Raw genomic sequence first — 13,368 nt, forward strand, 5'->3', positions numbered from 1 at the left:
ACCGCCGCGTCGCCCTCGTCTCCCGCACGGCCGGACGCACCGACAGCCACCACAGCCGCCGGGCGTACTCCACCGGGTCGCGCCCCCGACGACTCCACCGCGATCGCCGAGGGGCGGCCGGAGATGTCCACGCTCCGGCTCCGCCCCGCGCCGACGGGGGATGACGCACGACCGGTGGGCCGGTTCGCCGGAGATCACACGCGGACGGGCCCGTCGTGCCTACGATCGCGGCATGGCTGCCTTGCTCTCCCTCTGGTCCCGGGACTCCGTCCTCTCCATCGGCTCCACGGGCTCCGTGCTCTCCATCGGTTCCGTCGGTTCGGTGCTCTCCGTCGGTTCCGTCGGCTCGGCCGCGTCCGTCGCCTCGGTCGGCTCCTGGCTGAGCACGGGATCGCTGCTGTCCGCCCAGTCGTGCTGGTCGGTCATGTCCTGGCGTTCCCGAGGCGGCATCATGGCGGCCGGCGCGCTCACGGTCGCCGGCGCGCTGCTCGCCTCCCGGTCCGCGGGCCGCGGTCGTCAGGGCCGACGGTAGCGGTCGGCGCCACCCGCCGCCCCTTCGCTCAGCTCACGAGGTGGACCGCCAGCCCCGCGATGAGGGCGCTCGACACGAGCGCGGTCGTGAGCCGGCCACGGGGGCCGGTGAGGCCTCGGCCGAGGAGGGCTCCTCCGGAGGCCAGGAAGAGCTGCCAGCTGGCGGAGGCGGCCAGGGCCGCCAGGACGAAGACCGTACGGTCCAGGGGTGTCGCCGGACCCGAAGGGCCCGTCGCCAGGATCAGGGCCACGAAGTAGATCACGGTCATGGGGTTCAGAATCGTGATGCCCAGGAACGTGAGGAAGGCGCGCCACGGGGTGAGCGGGCCGGTGCGCTCGTCCCGGTTCGCGAGGTCCCGCGCGCGGTAGGCCCGTACGGCCGTCCACGCGGAGCGGGCGGCGAGGCCCACGAGGACCACCGCCGAGACCCGGCGCAGCGGGGCCGTGACCGGCGTGAGGAGCGGTACGAGCGCCGAGCCGCCGAGGACCGCGATCAGGGCGTACACCCCGTCCGCCGCGGCGATGCCGAGGGCCGCGCCCGCGCCCGTACGCCAGCTCGTGCGCGCCGTGACCGCCACCAGGTAGGCGCCGACGGCGCCGACCGGGATCGCGATGCCGTAGCCGGCGATCAGGCCGGCCACCACCGCGGTGGTCACGCGACGGACGGGATCGCGCCTCCGAGGGAGCCGGGCTGCTGCTGTCGGCGGTAGCTGGAGCCGTCCCTCGTACGGGAGAGCAGGCCGCCGGTCACGAGGTAGCGGCGCAGGGCCGGGAAGTCCTCGTGGACGGTCAGGAGCGCCTCGTTGACCTCGCGCTCGCTGTAGGAGCGGGCGGGGTCGAAGAGCGTCTCGGCGAGGTGGGCGAGCAGCTGCGCGCGGCGCGGGGCCCTGCGCGGGATCGCCTTCAGTCGTCCTTCGGCGGAGAAGAGGTCCGCCACGGGGTGGGAGGTCATGCGCGGAAGCGTGCCGCGCGAAGCCCGACCCGGGCAACGCAATTTCGCGAGCCCGGACCCGTCCTGCCTAGCGCGTGATCCTGGTCGCCGGACCGTAGACCGTCGGCCGGAACTCCACATCGCCGAACGCCGCGAACATGGGCCCCGCCTGCTGCGTGAACGCCTCGAAGTCCTCGGCCGACTCCCACAGATCCACCACGAACCACCCGCCGTCGGCGGGCGCCCCGGCGTGGGAGATGAACCCCTGAGGAGGCCAGAACGAGGAGGACAGAAGCTTCTCGTTGACGGACTCGTACTGCTCCTTCGTGACACCCGGCAAGGAGACGGTGACGATCACGGCCATGGCTGTGCTCCCGTGCGTGGAGGGACAGGTCACGACCAGCACACCAGCCGTCCCCCGCCCCCGCACGGCGAGAAGGCCGAACGAGCGTCCCCGCACGCGACGAGGACCCACGTCCACGGCGGGCCCACGGCGCCGCGCCGAGGGCTCCTCCGGAGGCGACGGCGCGGGTCAGACGGTGTGGGTCAAGCGGCGTGGGTCAGACGGCGTGGGCGCCCGCGAACGCGGTGAACGCGGCCCAGGCGGCCGGGGTGGCCGTCAGCTCGCCCCTGGTGTGGTCCTTGGTGTCCCTGACGTGGACGCGGGGGAGGCTGTCGGCGACTTCGACGCAGGCGTCGTTGTCGAGGGCCGCCCATATCTGCCTTCGTGCCAGCTGGGCGCTCTCACTTCCCGCATTGCTCCGCCATGGATTGCAGCAGTCCGAGGGATGTCCGGGCATCCAGCGCATTCTGCCGAAGGTGATCGAAAACGCGCTGAAATCGCATCACGACGGCGAGTTCCTCTGTGTAGTGGCCCGTCCTGAACCCCTCCGTGTACGCGCCGCGCTCCCCCTTAGGGAGGGTCAGGAGGGCGAACGATCCCGCCACCGATGCCGCTCTGAGGGGAAGTACCTGGATGTTCACGTTGGGGCGTTCTGACATGGCGAGAACATGCTCGAACTGCTCTCTCATCACCTGCTTGCCGCCCATCTCAGCGCGTAGGCAGGCTTCATGCAGCACGATGACCATCCACGGCGGTTCGGCTTGTTCAAGCACGACCTGGCGTTCCACGCGCGTGCGTACGTAGTCGCCGATCTGAGCCGAGTCACCCGCAAAACCCGTTTCCATCAGGGCGCGAGCGTAACCGGCGGTCTGGAGCAAGCCTGGGACAACGACAGAGAACTCGTGGACAGCGATGGCCTCAAGCTGCCGGCGCATGTACGTCTTGGCGTAGCTTTGTACGCTCTGTCGGCTCAAGGCCTTCGCATAGTGCCGAGCACTCTGCTGACCGAGGATCTTCACCAGGTTCACCAGCGAACCGGGCGGAAGCCGCAGGACGACCTCCAGCTTCTTCGCGAGGTCACGGTCCGGCGGGTCCTCGCCCCGCTCGATCCCGGAGATCCGGCTCCCGCTGCTGAAGGCCTTCGTCGCCACGTACGCCTGCGTCCACTCACGGCCGAGGGCCAAGCGCGCCTCGCGCACCACGTTGCCGAGGTACTGCTCGATCCCGTCGCCGGGGTCCAGCTCCTTCGCTCCTGGCATATGCCACGTTCCTCACCTGCGCCTGGGAACCCAACTCCTGGTGAGCGTAGGGCTGTCCGCGCCATCGTGGAGTCATCCCGGAGGAGATAGACCAGAAAGAGAGCCCTCCATGCGCACCGCCACGAACGCTCCCCCGATCCGCCCCGTCTCCGAGCCCGAGGCCGCCCAGGTGTTCCACGACCTCAAGGCCGCCATGGAGGCGGCCGGCCTCCCCTCCGACGGCCTCTACCGCGACGTCAGGCGCGGCGGCGCGGGCAGTACCGACGTCCACCTCTACGGCCTCGGCGTCGTCACCCTGAGCAACGCCAAGCGGCTCACCGCCGTACTGCATGCGGCCCGGCGGGAAGGATGACGTCGGTGAGGTACCAGAAGGGCGATGTCGTGACGGACGCGACCAGAGCCCTCACGGGCGAAGTCCGCGAGGTGCGCGAAGGCGTACTGACCCTGGCCCGTCCCAGCGGTCACGTATGGGAGGCGACGGTCGAACAGTGCTGGACGGCGAGCCCCGAGGAGCGCGCGAGCATGACTCCGCGTGGAGCCGTACGGATCATCAGCACGTCACCCTCGCCCGAGCGTCCCTCTTCCTGATCGCGGTGTCCGTGGGCGCGTTCCTCGCCCCCTGTGGCTCCGCACTCCATAGCCGGGAGAGTCACCCGTACGGGCGGTTCTTCACTCTGCGTGTCGGCACGGGCATATGCCCTGCGGTACGGTCGCGCAAAACGGCCCCCGCGATGGTTCGCACCCATCGGCGAGGGCCTGAACCACTAGTGGAAGAACCGTCCACCGTGATCTACCGGAACTTTAGCGCGCCCACGCGCGCCTTCACCCAGCTCTCCCACGAGCTCATCCGGCATCCGCGTCTCAGCTCCGACGCCGTTCGCCTCCTGACCTGGCAGCTCTCCCTCCCCCAGGGTGCGCGGGAGTCGCTCTCCCGCACCGCCGAACGTGCCCGGATCGGGGCAACCGCCTTCACCCGCGCCAAGCGACAGCTCAAGGACGAGGGCTTCGTCCACGAGCGGCGCGTGCAGGGGGCCGGTGGACTCTGGGTCACCCAACAGCTCATCTCCAGCGTGCCGTTGAACGAGGGCGAGGCCGCCAAGATCCTCGCGGGGACGCCCCCACGGACCAGCACGTTACGCATGTCGCCGCAGGTGGCACCGAGTCACGGCAATCCGGCCGTCGGTGAACCGGGGACCTCGCCCACCGACGGTCATCCAAAGAAACACCCAGAGGAGGACACCTCCAACCGTCCGCCCGAGTCCGTCGGCCCCGGGACGCCCAAGACGCCCACGGCGGCGGTGGAGCCGTTGCAGCCGTTGCACCCGGTGGAGGCCACGGAGGCCGCCGAGTCCAGCACCGGCACCGGCACCCATCTCGACGAGGCAGGTGCCCTTGTCGGTGCGCTGCCGCTCCTCTCGCCGGCCCTGCGGCACGTCCCGCCCGGCATGCGGACCGAGTTGACCCACCTGACCGCCCGCTGGCTGGCCGCCGGACACACCGCCGCCGAGGTCCACGAGCACATCCTGCGCGGCCTGCCGGGTGCCGGTACTCCCGTGCACCGGCCCGGCGGGCTACTCCGCTACCTGCTGCGCGAGGTCGTCCCCAGGACGCCCGCCCCCACACCCCCGGCCCCCGCAACCCCAGCGCTCACACCCTCAGCACCCGGGCCGAGGCTCTCGGCGCGGCTGGCCGGTACTCGGGAGTGCGAGGGCGCCCACGTCCAGCCGATGCTGTTCCGGCCCCTCGGGGACGAGACGCGCTGCGCCGCCTGCACCGGCCGGGGAGATGGGCCATCGCCTTGCGCCGGGTGATGACGGACGGCACGACGAGCGCACCGCCGACGCCCTGCGCGGCGCGGGTAGGGAACGACGCTCCTGCGGAGGCACCCGCGTAGGCGGCACAAGGGCGGAGTTGAGAACCCTCAGGCACTCCCGCAACACGAGCGAGCCGGACCCTTGGGGCGGCACAATGCAGCCATGACGGAACCCGTGGACCCCGCCCTGCTCCAACGCTGGAACGCCACCCTGCGCGCCGCCCGCGCCGGCCGCGAGGGCCAGGACCCGGCGCCGTACGGCCGGAACCTGCTGGCACGCTGGGCGGAGCCGCAGCGCAGGTACCACACGGTCGACCACCTGCGGGCGGTCCTCGACCGCATCGACGAACTCGCCGACCAGGGCGGCGAGGGCGGAGAGTTGGAGCTGGTACGGCTGGCCGCCTGGTTCCACGACGCGGTCTACCGGCCGGACCGCTCGGAGAACGAGGAACGCTCGGCGCTCCTGGCCGAGAAGGCCCTCACGGAGGCGGGCCTCACCCCCCACGAGGTGGCGGAGGTGGCCCGCCTGGTGCGCCTGACGACCACCCACGACCCGGCGCCCGGCGACCTCAACGGCGAGACCCTCTGCGACGCGGACCTGGCGATCCTGGCGACGAACGAGGATACGTACGGGCGGTACACGCGGGCGGTCCGCGAGGAGTACGCCTTCGTCCCGGACGACGACTTCCGACAGGGCCGCGCGGCGATCCTCCGCCAGCTCCTCTCCCTCCCCCGCCTCTTCCGCACCCCCTACGGCGCGGCGGCCTGGGAGGAACGAGCACGCAGGAACCTGGCACGGGAACTGACGGAACTGGAGGCCTGAGGGAACACCCGGGCGTCCGGCACTGCCGCTCAGAACGCAAAAACGCTCACGCGCCCCGTCGCCAGGACTGCCACGACAGCGGGCTCACACTCCTCCGCCCCGCACCGCCTCGACGAACACGCGCAGGGCTCCACCTCCGACAGCGATGAACCTCTCGGGAACCTTGCTGTCACGCAGTCGCACGGTTCCGTCCGACGCGAAGGCGACACAGACACAGTTGGCTGCCTCAGCACTGTACGAGGACTTCCGCCATTCGAGCTTGGGCATGGGCATCCATCCTCACAGATCCTGAGCAATGCAACGGATGAGGTCACGGGACCTCTCGGGTGACAGCGCCTGCGCCTCCATTCGATCAAGGACCGACCGGTAGCGGTCCAACTGAGCCTCGGCATCGAGGAATTCACACCCGTGATCCGTGTCCAGCACCACCGTGTCGAGCTGCCGCACAGGTCCGGACGCGTACGTGATCGACTGACCGGACGACGGGAACGACGTCACACCGAACGGAACCACCCGGACGATGACGTTGTCGCGCTCTCCCTCACACACCAGCGCATCGAGCTGCTCTCGGGCCACCTTGCGGCCGCCGTAGCCCATCCGGAGGGCGGCTTCGTGCACGATCGCTGTGTACGGGGTGGGGACACCCTCGTACAGGACCGCCTGTCGCTTGATCCGGTACGAGACACGGTGCTCGATCTCGTACGGCCGTAGCGGCGGAACACTCTCCGCCATCACCGCACGAGCGTGGGAAGCGATCTGAAGAAGTCCGGGCATGTGAATCACGGTGGCGACGCGCAGTCCGGTCGCACGGTGCTCCATCTCGGCGAGGTCCAACAGCCCAGGGGCGAGCACGTCTTGGTACTCGTCCCACCAACCACGAACCCGAGCCCCCGTCATGGACGCGAGGGCCTCGACGTACGCCTCGTCGGCGCAAGCGTAGTTGTGTGCCATCGCGCGCACACGGTCAGCACTCACCGCGTACCGGCCGGCCTCGATGTTGCTGATCCGGGACTGCGGGCCGCCGAGCAGCGCAGCGGCTTCAGTGGACGTAAGTCCGGCTCGCTCGCGGAGTTTGCGCAACTCTGCACCGAGGCGCTGCTGACACAGAGTCAGAGGGGGACGGGCCGACATCGAACTCGCTCCATGGGTCACCCACACGAGTGGAGATGAAATACCTTCTCGGATTCGCTGTAAGACCTTACAACTCGACCGCTACGGTGTGACTCACGCCACTGGAAGTGCACCGCACCGAGCGGCAATGCCACCACATGGCCACAACTCCACCTCCCCACAGGAGACTTTCGTGTCCACGGTATCCCCGCACGCGCCCTGGTCGTACGCCATCCATCTCCCCCACAACCCCCGGGCCCCACGTGTCGCCCGCTTGACCCTCCGCGCCACCCTCACCAGCCACGGCATGATCGACCGCCTCGACACAGCCGAACTCCTCGCCAGCGAACTGGCGACCAACGCCTACCGTCACTCCCAGGGCCCCGCCGCCCTCCGTGTGCGCCAGATGGAGGGCAACTGGCTGCGCGTCAGCGTCTGGGACACCAATCCCCTGATCCCGGAACCCTTCGATCACCCACCCCGGCGCCTCCGCCCCGTCCCGACTCCGGCACCACCTGACAGCGAGAGCGGACGAGGCCTCCACATCGTCCAACTGTGCGCCGACAACTGGGGCGGCTACCCCTTGGGGGACGACCTTCTCGGCCGCGGCGGCAAACTCCTCTGGTTCGAACTGGCGCCACCGCCGCCCTTCGCCTGGGCGGCCTGAATTTCGCCCCCGGTACCACGGATGTCGCTTTTGAAGAGCGTTTTATCCCGGCAGGGGTGTTTGAGAACTCGGGCGATGAAGCCGCATGGATCCCTTGGCCGGGCGTATGACGATCTGGTCGTGAGCGCCCGCGAGACCATGGTTGAACGCGGAATCTTCCGTCGAGGTGAGAAAGGGGTGTCAGGAATGGTCACCTGGGGACAGGGCGGCGGCTGATCAGCAACGGCGGTGAGGCGGCGCTGGAGCTAACCGGCGAGCCCAGGGCCGAAACGCACCAACTCCTCCCGACCCAGACCTAAGGGCTTGCAGATCATTAACACGTCGTCTTGATCATGCTGCTGGAGTCGCTGCTCAGGACTCGAACCCGAGCCTGGAGGGCTGTGAGGGCTGAGGGCGGAGTGGCCGCCGGCGGGATGATGATGCTGTGCGCCTTGAGCAGCGTCCTGATCTTCAGCAGGGTGCGGTGCATGGCGGTCCGACTGCTGTCGAACACCACGGCAAGGGGTTCCGCGGCCAGGGCGACCCGCAGGTGAAGGATGGCTGCCAGGACCTGGTCGGGGAAGGCGAGCCGGGGCGGGCGGCCGCGCTTGACGTCGCCATCGAGGGCCAAAGTGTCGGTGAGATCGCTCAGTTGCTGCCGGGACATGCCGGTCAGGTCGGGGTCGGACAGGAGAACGTGGTCCCACTCCGGGGCCGGCGTCTGCGGAGCCCGGGGCGCCGGGATGGCAGGGCTTGGCTGGGGGTGCAGGGCATAGTTCCAGTCGCCGTGGAAGGCGTGTCTGGTCAGTGGCAGGGCCGCCATCTCCGCGTCGCCGATCTGGACTCCGGTCGGGTAGATGTTGGTGTCCAGTTCGGCCGTGACGCGCAGTCCTGTGCGGGTCGTGGTCGCGGCGATGGACTGCACGATGGCTTCGTGGCTGGTCAGCGGGCGGCCGCGCCAGTTCATGGTGATGTGGGAGAAGAGCCGGTGCTCGATCTTGTTCCATTTCGATGTGCCGGGCGGTAGATGGCACACGGTGATGGTCAGTCCTGTTTCGGCTGCGAGCCGGGCGAGTTCGAGCTTCCAGGCTCTGGTGCGGTAGCCGTTCGAGCCGCCCGCGTCGGCGGTGATGAGCAGTCGCGTCGCCTGCGGGTAGGCGATCCGGCCCTGGCCGTGCCACCAGCGGCGGATCGATTCCACTGCGAACGCGGCGGTGTCGTGATCGGTGCCCACGTTGACCCAGCCGGTGTTCGCCGCGAGGTCGTAGATCCCGTACGGGACGGCCTTGCCCAGCTGGGGGTCGGCGAAGTCATGGACGTTCACCGGCACCGGATCAGCCGCAGGCCGCCACTGGCGGCCGTTGTTCTTGAAGTCGCCGACGAGCTCCTTCTTCTTGGTGTCCACGCTGATCACCGGCTGGCCGGCGTCCCGGTGATCACGAGCCTGCTCGTTGAGATAGCGGAACTGGGCATCTCGGTCGGGATGCTGGCTTCCTTCGATGGTCTTGGCGTTGGCCTGCAGACTGAAGCCTTCCTCGCGCAGCAGGTCCGCGACGGTGTCCGCACTGGCTTTGTGCCCGGTCCGGGCCAGCTCCCGCGCCAGCGTGCGGGTCGACTTCACCGTCCACCGCAGCGGCGACATCGGATCGCCGCGCTCGTCCGGCTCGACCAGCGCAAGGAGGGCCGGCCGCAGCCCCGGATCGAGATCTGCGACCCTCTTGCGGTCTCCGCCCGGCCGCCGCACCCGCCCCAGAGGCTCCTCGCCGGCCTCCAACTCGGACACGCCCTTGCGGACCGTGGTCTCACTCACCGAGGCCGCCCGGGCGACAGCCCGAACACCACCGTGTCCCAGAACACGGGCCTCTGCCGCCATGAGCAGCCGTCGTTGCCGCTCATCCAGATGCGGGAACAGCACCGCGAACTTCATGGCGAGTCGGGGCACAGATCTCGTCCGGGATGCGCATGCCACATCAACGAGCCACGGGACGGGAAGCAACACCTTGATGATCTGCAAGCCCTTAGCTGGAAGCGGGCCCGGCAGCACACGGCTGGAGCGAGGACCAGCGGTGGACCCCTCGCGAGGGTCGCGGAGCTGATCCACCGGATGTTCGGCCACCGGTACACCCCCGTAGGGTGTCGCATCTGCTGCACCGGCTGGGCTGGTCACCGCAGGTCCCCGTGCACCGGGCTGTCGAGCGGGACGAGCAGGCCGTCACCCGGTCGCGGACGGAGGGGTGGTCACGGGTGAGGGGACGGCCCAGCTCCTCGGCGCGTGGATCGGCTTCGAGGGCGGGGCTGGACGCCGCTGGTCAGTTTGAAGGGCAAGGGCTGGGGCCGGGTCCTGATGGCCGGGATGGTCTGCGTCAGACCGGGCCGCGCAACCAGGCTGATCTACCGGACCCAGACGTACCGGGCCGTACCGGCGAGAACAAGGGTTTCCGGGCCCGCGAGTTCGCGGACCTGCTGACCTCCGCCCGCCAGCAGCTCGGCGGGGCCCCGCTGATCGTGGTGTGGGACAACGTCAGCTCCCACCACGCCAAGGCATTGCGGCAGTTCTCGAGCACAACAGCGACTGGCTGACCATCGTCAAGCTCCCGCCTTACGCACCCGACCTGAACCCCGTCGAAGGCCTGTGGGCCCATCTGAAGACGTCCCTTGCCAACCTCGCACCTCGCACCTCGCACCTCGCACCTCGCACGATCGACGACCTGACCCCACTCGTGAAGAACCGCCTGCGTGACATCCAACGCCGACCCGAGGTCCTCGATGGCTTCATAGCCGAGACCGGACTCGACCTGGAGCCTCCGTAGCCCTGCCGCCCCACCCTTCAGCCTCAGCGTCAACCACACCCAGAGATCATGATCGACCACAGATCACCGGGTGCAAGGGGCTCCCCCGGCGCGACTTCATCGACGACGTAGAGATTCACATGAGATTCGACCACGCGATAGCACCGAAACCCACGCTGCCTTTGAAGTTCTTCCAACAAACGGGTGCCGCCCATCTCGATTTCCTCGCGAAGAGAGTCAAATGGAATCCCTCCCGAGAGCCCCTGAAAGTAGGCGTTCAAAGCAGAGGGAATTAGACCATCAGTCCCGCGCGCTAGCCGATGAACCTGTATCCCAATAGTCTCACAGGACCCTGCAAACAGACTGAATTCTAGAAGCCCGTAGTCCAAACGCAGGGACTTCTTCCTCCGATCCGCGACGCACTGGTCCCCCAGCGCATCGCGGATCTGCCCTGGCGAGGAACCAATACCCAGACCTGCGACATTTCCTGTGACTACTGCGCCCGCGAGGAAACTGATGGCCGTCATTCGATCTTCCCCAGTGCTTTTATCAGGAAACTCATTTCTGCTGCTCGATTGACCGAGTTTCCCCAGTTGTGGCTGTTCATGTCCGCCATGGCAGATCGCGCCTTGCCGATAAGGTCGGCCCTCAACTCAGGATTACCCATGATGGCATTTCGTGCGGTTGCTACATCACGCGCACTTGCCATTCCGTTACTCATGCGAAGCCCTTCAAATCCGACCCCGCCGTCACCAGTTGGAAAAACCCGAACCTCGGAACTTCCAACATGCATGTGCGCGCCCTTCGTGGCCCAGTCAGATGCAGCCGGAGAAATTCTAATAGTGGGCGCTGAGCAGTTATGGACCAGGACCGGAGTGGCCCCCGCCAGCACATAGTACGTGTGCTACGCGACCCCTCCCCGCCTGCGTTTTCGCAGGTCATCGGCGGTTTCGTGCTCCGCTGGCGTCCGTGGCTGTGCCCTGGTGTCCGCGCTTGTTGCCGTCACTACTGCCGTCAGCGGTCTACACCGCCTGGGGAATTCCAGGAATTCCGAATGCGTGTCAAGCGGCTCTGTCGTGCGGGGTGAGGCTGATGGTCAGGTCGGCGCCGAGAGCCTGAGCCAGGCGGCGCAGGAGGGGAAGCGTGGGCACGGTCCCGCCGCCTTCGAAGCGGGAGATCTGCGGCTGCTTCATCCCGCACCGCTCGGCCAGCTCGGCCTGGGACAGCCCGAGCTCGACGCGCCGGTCGTGGACGAGTTGCCCGAGCTCACGGGCGAGCACCGAAGGCGGGTCCTGCATGGTTCCTCCCCGCCTCAGGCCGCTGGGGCGACGATGGTGACGGTGGGCTCGTCTCCGCCGGCGAGGTGCACGTCCACCGTGAGGTCCAGTGCGCGGGCCAGGCGCATGATGACCGCGATGGGCGGCAGCTCGGTGGCCGTCTCGATGCCTTCGATGTCATCGACGTCGACGTGCATGCGCTCGGCGAGGTCGGCCTCGCTCAGACCCAGCTGCTTACGCCGGTCGTAGACGGCCTTGCCCAACGTCATGGCCAGACCGGCCTCTTCGTATACCCGGTCGTACTCGGGGTCAGCGTCCAGGTGTTCGCCCAGCAGCTGGCGGTGGCGACGGGTCCTCCATTCGCTGTGGTTCACCGGTTCTCCTTGAGGTTGCGGCTGTAGAGGTCGTGCTCGGCGGCGGCTTCATGCTCTGCCTCGCACAATCGCTGTGCGGCGTGGGCGCGGTCCACTTCGGCCTGCTCGCGCATCTTGGTCTTGCGGAACACGGTGAGCAGCACGACACGTCGGCCGGGCGCCAGCCAGTAGGTGATCCGCTGATGGGCATCGCCGAGGCGGAAGCGCAGCTCGCGGAGCTTGCCGCCCAGATGGCGGGAGTGCGGTTCGTCGAGCGTGGTGGGCTGCTCGGCGAGCAGGTCGGCGACGTGTTCGGCCTGCTTGTAGTGATGGGCCGGAATGTTCTCCAGCCACAGCCGCACCTCCGGCTCGATCTCGATCGAGTACCGCCCGCCGTCCATATCGCCGATGATATATGGGCTGGGCTGATGCGTCGCCCAGTTTGGCGGCGCGGGGCCGGGGCGGGAGAGGCCGCCGCGAGGGTGGGCCGCCGGGGCATCGCTCCCCCGCTGGAGGCGGTGCCGGCCGCCACCGCCCTCGGTGAGCCTGCGCGACGCACGTGAAGGGTCGGCCCCCTGGTCGGCCCTTGCCTGCGATCCGGCCGTAGGACGGTCGTAGGCGATAGCTTGCTCCGCCAGGAGCCCGGCTCCGGTCATCCCGGTGATCCGGCCGGTTGCCGCTTTCGCAGCCCGGCTACCGCTTCAGCTCGGCCCTCCAGTAGCGCGTGATCGCGGGAGTAAACGGTGGGGCTTGTCGGCGACGGCGGCCGGCTCAGGCGGGCGGGGGCCGCCTTGAACCTCGTAGAGAAAATCTGAACGCGCACCCCGAGCCTGCCCGGCACGGCGGGTCAGCGGCCCCGCTTGCCGCCGCCTGCCTCCAGGGCCTCGACGCGGCCACGAAGGTCGGCAATCTGCTGAACAGCGTCGATCAGTGCCCGCTCCAGCGCATCGACGCGGGCCGCCGCCCCGCCGACGGGTGCGGTCGCCTCCGGACCGTCGAGGTCATCAGCGCTGTCGGGGTGGCCGTGGTGGGCGACGAAGGCGCCCTTGCCGGGGCGGGAGACCGCCCACCCGTCCTGCTTCAGCAGGGCCATGGCTTTCTGCACGGTCAGACTCGACGCACCGAATTCCCGCATCAACGCAGCCTGCGTCGGCAGAGCGCCCCCCGCCCGCAGCCCGCCCGAGCGGATCCGCTCCCGCAGGGCCTCGGCGATCACCTCGAACGTCAGCGGCACCCCGCTGGCCGCCGGCCTGCGCCCGCGCCGCGTCGTCACCACGCCTGCCACCCCGCTTTCCATGCCCTCTACCAGCCAATTCCGGCCCGTCCAAACCGGGGAACCGGCCCCACACTACCCGCGTCCCGCCACCCACAGAAAGGAATGAGGAGGGATGCACTTGAATGCGCCCGTGGGTCGATGTTAACGTCACGCACCCGCCGGTGATCACCACCGCGCCCACGCCGACTGGGCCCCGCCTGCCCCGGCCTCCGCGCCC

20 protein-coding genes and 2 pseudogenes are annotated in these 13,368 nt (G+C 68.9%); 8 read left to right on the forward strand and 14 right to left on the reverse strand.

Annotated elements, in window-relative coordinates; genetic code table 11:
• Positions 1-232 precede the first annotated feature (232 nt).
• Positions 233-532, forward strand: a complete 300-nt coding sequence (locus ACFUJR_RS02240) for a hypothetical protein (protein ID WP_383164720.1) — start codon at positions 233-235, stop codon at positions 530-532.
• 28 nt (positions 533-560) lie between these two features.
• On the opposite strand, the gene ACFUJR_RS02245 is transcribed toward ACFUJR_RS02240, so the two are convergent.
• The 5 genes from ACFUJR_RS02245 to ACFUJR_RS02265 all read right to left on the reverse strand — a co-directional run bounded on the left by ACFUJR_RS02245 (position 561) and on the right by ACFUJR_RS02265 (position 3,064).
• Positions 561-1,187 carry a LysE family transporter gene (locus tag ACFUJR_RS02245; protein ID WP_383164717.1) on the reverse strand — a complete coding sequence of 209 codons (627 nt, stop codon included), beginning with the start codon at positions 1,185-1,187 and terminating at the stop codon, positions 561-563.
• A complete protein-coding gene (locus ACFUJR_RS02250; protein ID WP_383164714.1) occupies positions 1,184-1,483 on the reverse strand; it encodes a DUF2087 domain-containing protein in 300 nt (99 codons plus the stop codon). The genes ACFUJR_RS02245 and ACFUJR_RS02250 overlap by 4 nt, the downstream gene beginning before the upstream one ends.
• A gap of 67 nt (positions 1,484-1,550) precedes the next feature.
• Positions 1,551-1,826 carry a hypothetical protein gene (locus tag ACFUJR_RS02255; RefSeq protein ID WP_383164711.1) on the reverse strand — a complete coding sequence of 92 codons (276 nt, stop codon included), beginning with the start codon at positions 1,824-1,826 and terminating at the stop codon, positions 1,551-1,553.
• A gap of 196 nt (positions 1,827-2,022) precedes the next feature.
• A complete protein-coding gene (locus tag ACFUJR_RS02260) occupies positions 2,023-2,262 on the reverse strand; it encodes a DUF397 domain-containing protein (protein WP_383164708.1) in 240 nt (79 codons plus the stop codon).
• Complete coding sequence (locus ACFUJR_RS02265; protein WP_383164705.1) at positions 2,207-3,064, reverse strand: Scr1 family TA system antitoxin-like transcriptional regulator; 858 nt, start codon at positions 3,062-3,064, stop codon at positions 2,207-2,209. Before ACFUJR_RS02265 ends, ACFUJR_RS02260 begins: the two co-directional genes overlap by 56 nt.
• Positions 3,065-3,173: 109 nt before the next feature.
• Here ACFUJR_RS02265 and ACFUJR_RS02270 point away from each other — a divergent pair, with 109 nt between their 5' ends.
• The 4 genes from ACFUJR_RS02270 to ACFUJR_RS02285 all read left to right on the forward strand — a co-directional run bounded on the left by ACFUJR_RS02270 (position 3,174) and on the right by ACFUJR_RS02285 (position 5,700).
• On the forward strand, positions 3,174-3,416 hold the full coding sequence (locus tag ACFUJR_RS02270; RefSeq protein ID WP_383164702.1) for a hypothetical protein: 243 nt from the start codon (positions 3,174-3,176) through the stop codon (positions 3,414-3,416).
• 5 nt (positions 3,417-3,421) lie between these two features.
• On the forward strand, positions 3,422-3,652 hold the full coding sequence (locus ACFUJR_RS02275; protein WP_383164699.1) for a hypothetical protein: 231 nt from the start codon (positions 3,422-3,424) through the stop codon (positions 3,650-3,652).
• A 197-nt stretch (positions 3,653-3,849) separates the two neighbouring features.
• Entirely contained in the window at positions 3,850-4,875 is a 1,026-nt protein-coding gene (locus ACFUJR_RS02280; protein ID WP_383164697.1) for a hypothetical protein, read from the forward strand.
• A gap of 165 nt (positions 4,876-5,040) precedes the next feature.
• The gene (locus ACFUJR_RS02285; RefSeq protein WP_383164694.1) at positions 5,041-5,700 is read left to right on the forward strand and encodes a hypothetical protein; all 660 of its coding nucleotides are present in this window, start codon (positions 5,041-5,043) and stop codon (positions 5,698-5,700) included.
• Positions 5,701-5,784: 84 nt separating this feature from the next.
• Here ACFUJR_RS02285 and ACFUJR_RS02290 read toward each other — a convergent pair whose 3' ends face one another.
• Both ACFUJR_RS02290 and ACFUJR_RS02295 read right to left on the reverse strand, forming a co-directional pair.
• Positions 5,785-5,967 carry a DUF397 domain-containing protein gene (locus ACFUJR_RS02290; RefSeq protein WP_383164691.1) on the reverse strand — a complete coding sequence of 61 codons (183 nt, stop codon included), beginning with the start codon at positions 5,965-5,967 and terminating at the stop codon, positions 5,785-5,787.
• A gap of 12 nt (positions 5,968-5,979) precedes the next feature.
• A complete protein-coding gene (locus ACFUJR_RS02295) occupies positions 5,980-6,831 on the reverse strand; it encodes a helix-turn-helix domain-containing protein (RefSeq protein ID WP_383164688.1) in 852 nt (283 codons plus the stop codon).
• Positions 6,832-7,003: 172 nt separating this feature from the next.
• Here ACFUJR_RS02295 and ACFUJR_RS02300 point away from each other — a divergent pair, with 172 nt between their 5' ends.
• Positions 7,004-7,477, forward strand: a complete 474-nt coding sequence (locus ACFUJR_RS02300; RefSeq protein ID WP_383164685.1) for an ATP-binding protein — start codon at positions 7,004-7,006, stop codon at positions 7,475-7,477.
• Positions 7,478-7,790: 313 nt separating this feature from the next.
• Here the strand turns inward: ACFUJR_RS02300 and ACFUJR_RS02305 are convergent.
• Positions 7,791-9,420 (reverse strand): annotated as a pseudogene (locus tag ACFUJR_RS02305) (ISAzo13 family transposase).
• 58 nt (positions 9,421-9,478) lie between these two features.
• On the opposite strand from ACFUJR_RS02305, the gene ACFUJR_RS02310 reads away from it, so the two are divergent.
• Positions 9,479-10,036 (forward strand): winged helix-turn-helix domain-containing protein, encoded by a 558-nt coding sequence (locus ACFUJR_RS02310; RefSeq protein WP_383164789.1) that lies wholly within the window; start codon positions 9,479-9,481, stop codon positions 10,034-10,036.
• Positions 9,967-10,266 (forward strand): transposase, encoded by a 300-nt coding sequence (locus ACFUJR_RS02315; RefSeq protein ID WP_383164681.1) that lies wholly within the window; start codon positions 9,967-9,969, stop codon positions 10,264-10,266. The genes ACFUJR_RS02310 and ACFUJR_RS02315 overlap by 70 nt, the downstream gene beginning before the upstream one ends.
• A 29-nt stretch (positions 10,267-10,295) precedes the next feature.
• Here the strand turns inward: ACFUJR_RS02315 and ACFUJR_RS02320 are convergent, their stop codons facing one another.
• From ACFUJR_RS02320 to ACFUJR_RS02345, 6 genes and pseudogenes are all read right to left on the reverse strand, one after another.
• Positions 10,296-10,772: a hypothetical protein gene (locus ACFUJR_RS02320; protein ID WP_383164679.1), complete on the reverse strand. Its 477-nt coding sequence runs from the start codon at positions 10,770-10,772 to the stop codon at positions 10,296-10,298.
• Positions 10,769-10,966 (reverse strand): hypothetical protein, encoded by a 198-nt coding sequence (locus ACFUJR_RS02325; RefSeq protein WP_383164676.1) that lies wholly within the window; start codon positions 10,964-10,966, stop codon positions 10,769-10,771. The genes ACFUJR_RS02320 and ACFUJR_RS02325 overlap by 4 nt, the downstream gene beginning before the upstream one ends.
• 340 nt (positions 10,967-11,306) lie before the next feature.
• A pseudogene (locus tag ACFUJR_RS02330) lies at positions 11,307-11,522 on the reverse strand (helix-turn-helix domain-containing protein); the annotation flags it as partial.
• A gap of 35 nt (positions 11,523-11,557) precedes the next feature.
• Positions 11,558-11,896 carry a helix-turn-helix domain-containing protein gene (locus tag ACFUJR_RS02335; RefSeq protein WP_103815984.1) on the reverse strand — a complete coding sequence of 113 codons (339 nt, stop codon included), beginning with the start codon at positions 11,894-11,896 and terminating at the stop codon, positions 11,558-11,560.
• On the reverse strand, positions 11,893-12,276 hold the full coding sequence (locus tag ACFUJR_RS02340) for a type II toxin-antitoxin system RelE/ParE family toxin (RefSeq protein WP_383164673.1): 384 nt from the start codon (positions 12,274-12,276) through the stop codon (positions 11,893-11,895). Before ACFUJR_RS02340 ends, ACFUJR_RS02335 begins: the two co-directional genes overlap by 4 nt.
• Before the next feature lie 446 nt (positions 12,277-12,722).
• A complete protein-coding gene (locus ACFUJR_RS02345) occupies positions 12,723-13,160 on the reverse strand; it encodes a GntR family transcriptional regulator (protein ID WP_383450193.1) in 438 nt (145 codons plus the stop codon).
• Positions 13,161-13,368: the final 208 nt, after the last annotated feature.

The sequence above is a fragment of the Streptomyces sp. NPDC057271 genome (assembly GCF_042668715.1).
Classification (GTDB): Bacteria; Actinomycetota; Actinomycetes; order Streptomycetales; family Streptomycetaceae; genus Streptomyces.

What these genes read in the sequence shown, in the direction of transcription:
- ACFUJR_RS02240 (WP_383164720.1), top strand. Translation starts at nt 233, where the DNA reads ATGGCTGCCTTGCTCTCCCTCTGGTCCCGGGACTCCGTCCTCTCCATC.
- ACFUJR_RS02250 (WP_383164714.1), bottom strand. Translation starts at nt 1,483, where the DNA reads ATGACCTCCCACCCCGTGGCGGACCTCTTCTCCGCCGAAGGACGACTG.
- ACFUJR_RS02255 (WP_383164711.1), bottom strand. Translation starts at nt 1,826, where the DNA reads ATGGCCGTGATCGTCACCGTCTCCTTGCCGGGTGTCACGAAGGAGCAG.
- ACFUJR_RS02260 (WP_383164708.1), bottom strand. Translation starts at nt 2,262, where the DNA reads ATGCCCGGACATCCCTCGGACTGCTGCAATCCATGGCGGAGCAATGCG.
- ACFUJR_RS02265 (WP_383164705.1), bottom strand. Translation starts at nt 3,064, where the DNA reads ATGCCAGGAGCGAAGGAGCTGGACCCCGGCGACGGGATCGAGCAGTAC.
- ACFUJR_RS02270 (WP_383164702.1), top strand. Translation starts at nt 3,174, where the DNA reads ATGCGCACCGCCACGAACGCTCCCCCGATCCGCCCCGTCTCCGAGCCC.
- ACFUJR_RS02285 (WP_383164694.1), top strand. Translation starts at nt 5,041, where the DNA reads ATGACGGAACCCGTGGACCCCGCCCTGCTCCAACGCTGGAACGCCACC.
- ACFUJR_RS02290 (WP_383164691.1), bottom strand. Translation starts at nt 5,967, where the DNA reads ATGCCCAAGCTCGAATGGCGGAAGTCCTCGTACAGTGCTGAGGCAGCC.
- ACFUJR_RS02295 (WP_383164688.1), bottom strand. Translation starts at nt 6,831, where the DNA reads ATGTCGGCCCGTCCCCCTCTGACTCTGTGTCAGCAGCGCCTCGGTGCA.
- ACFUJR_RS02320 (WP_383164679.1), bottom strand. Translation starts at nt 10,772, where the DNA reads ATGACGGCCATCAGTTTCCTCGCGGGCGCAGTAGTCACAGGAAATGTC.
- ACFUJR_RS02325 (WP_383164676.1), bottom strand. Translation starts at nt 10,966, where the DNA reads ATGAGTAACGGAATGGCAAGTGCGCGTGATGTAGCAACCGCACGAAAT.
- ACFUJR_RS02340 (WP_383164673.1), bottom strand. Translation starts at nt 12,276, where the DNA reads ATGGACGGCGGGCGGTACTCGATCGAGATCGAGCCGGAGGTGCGGCTG.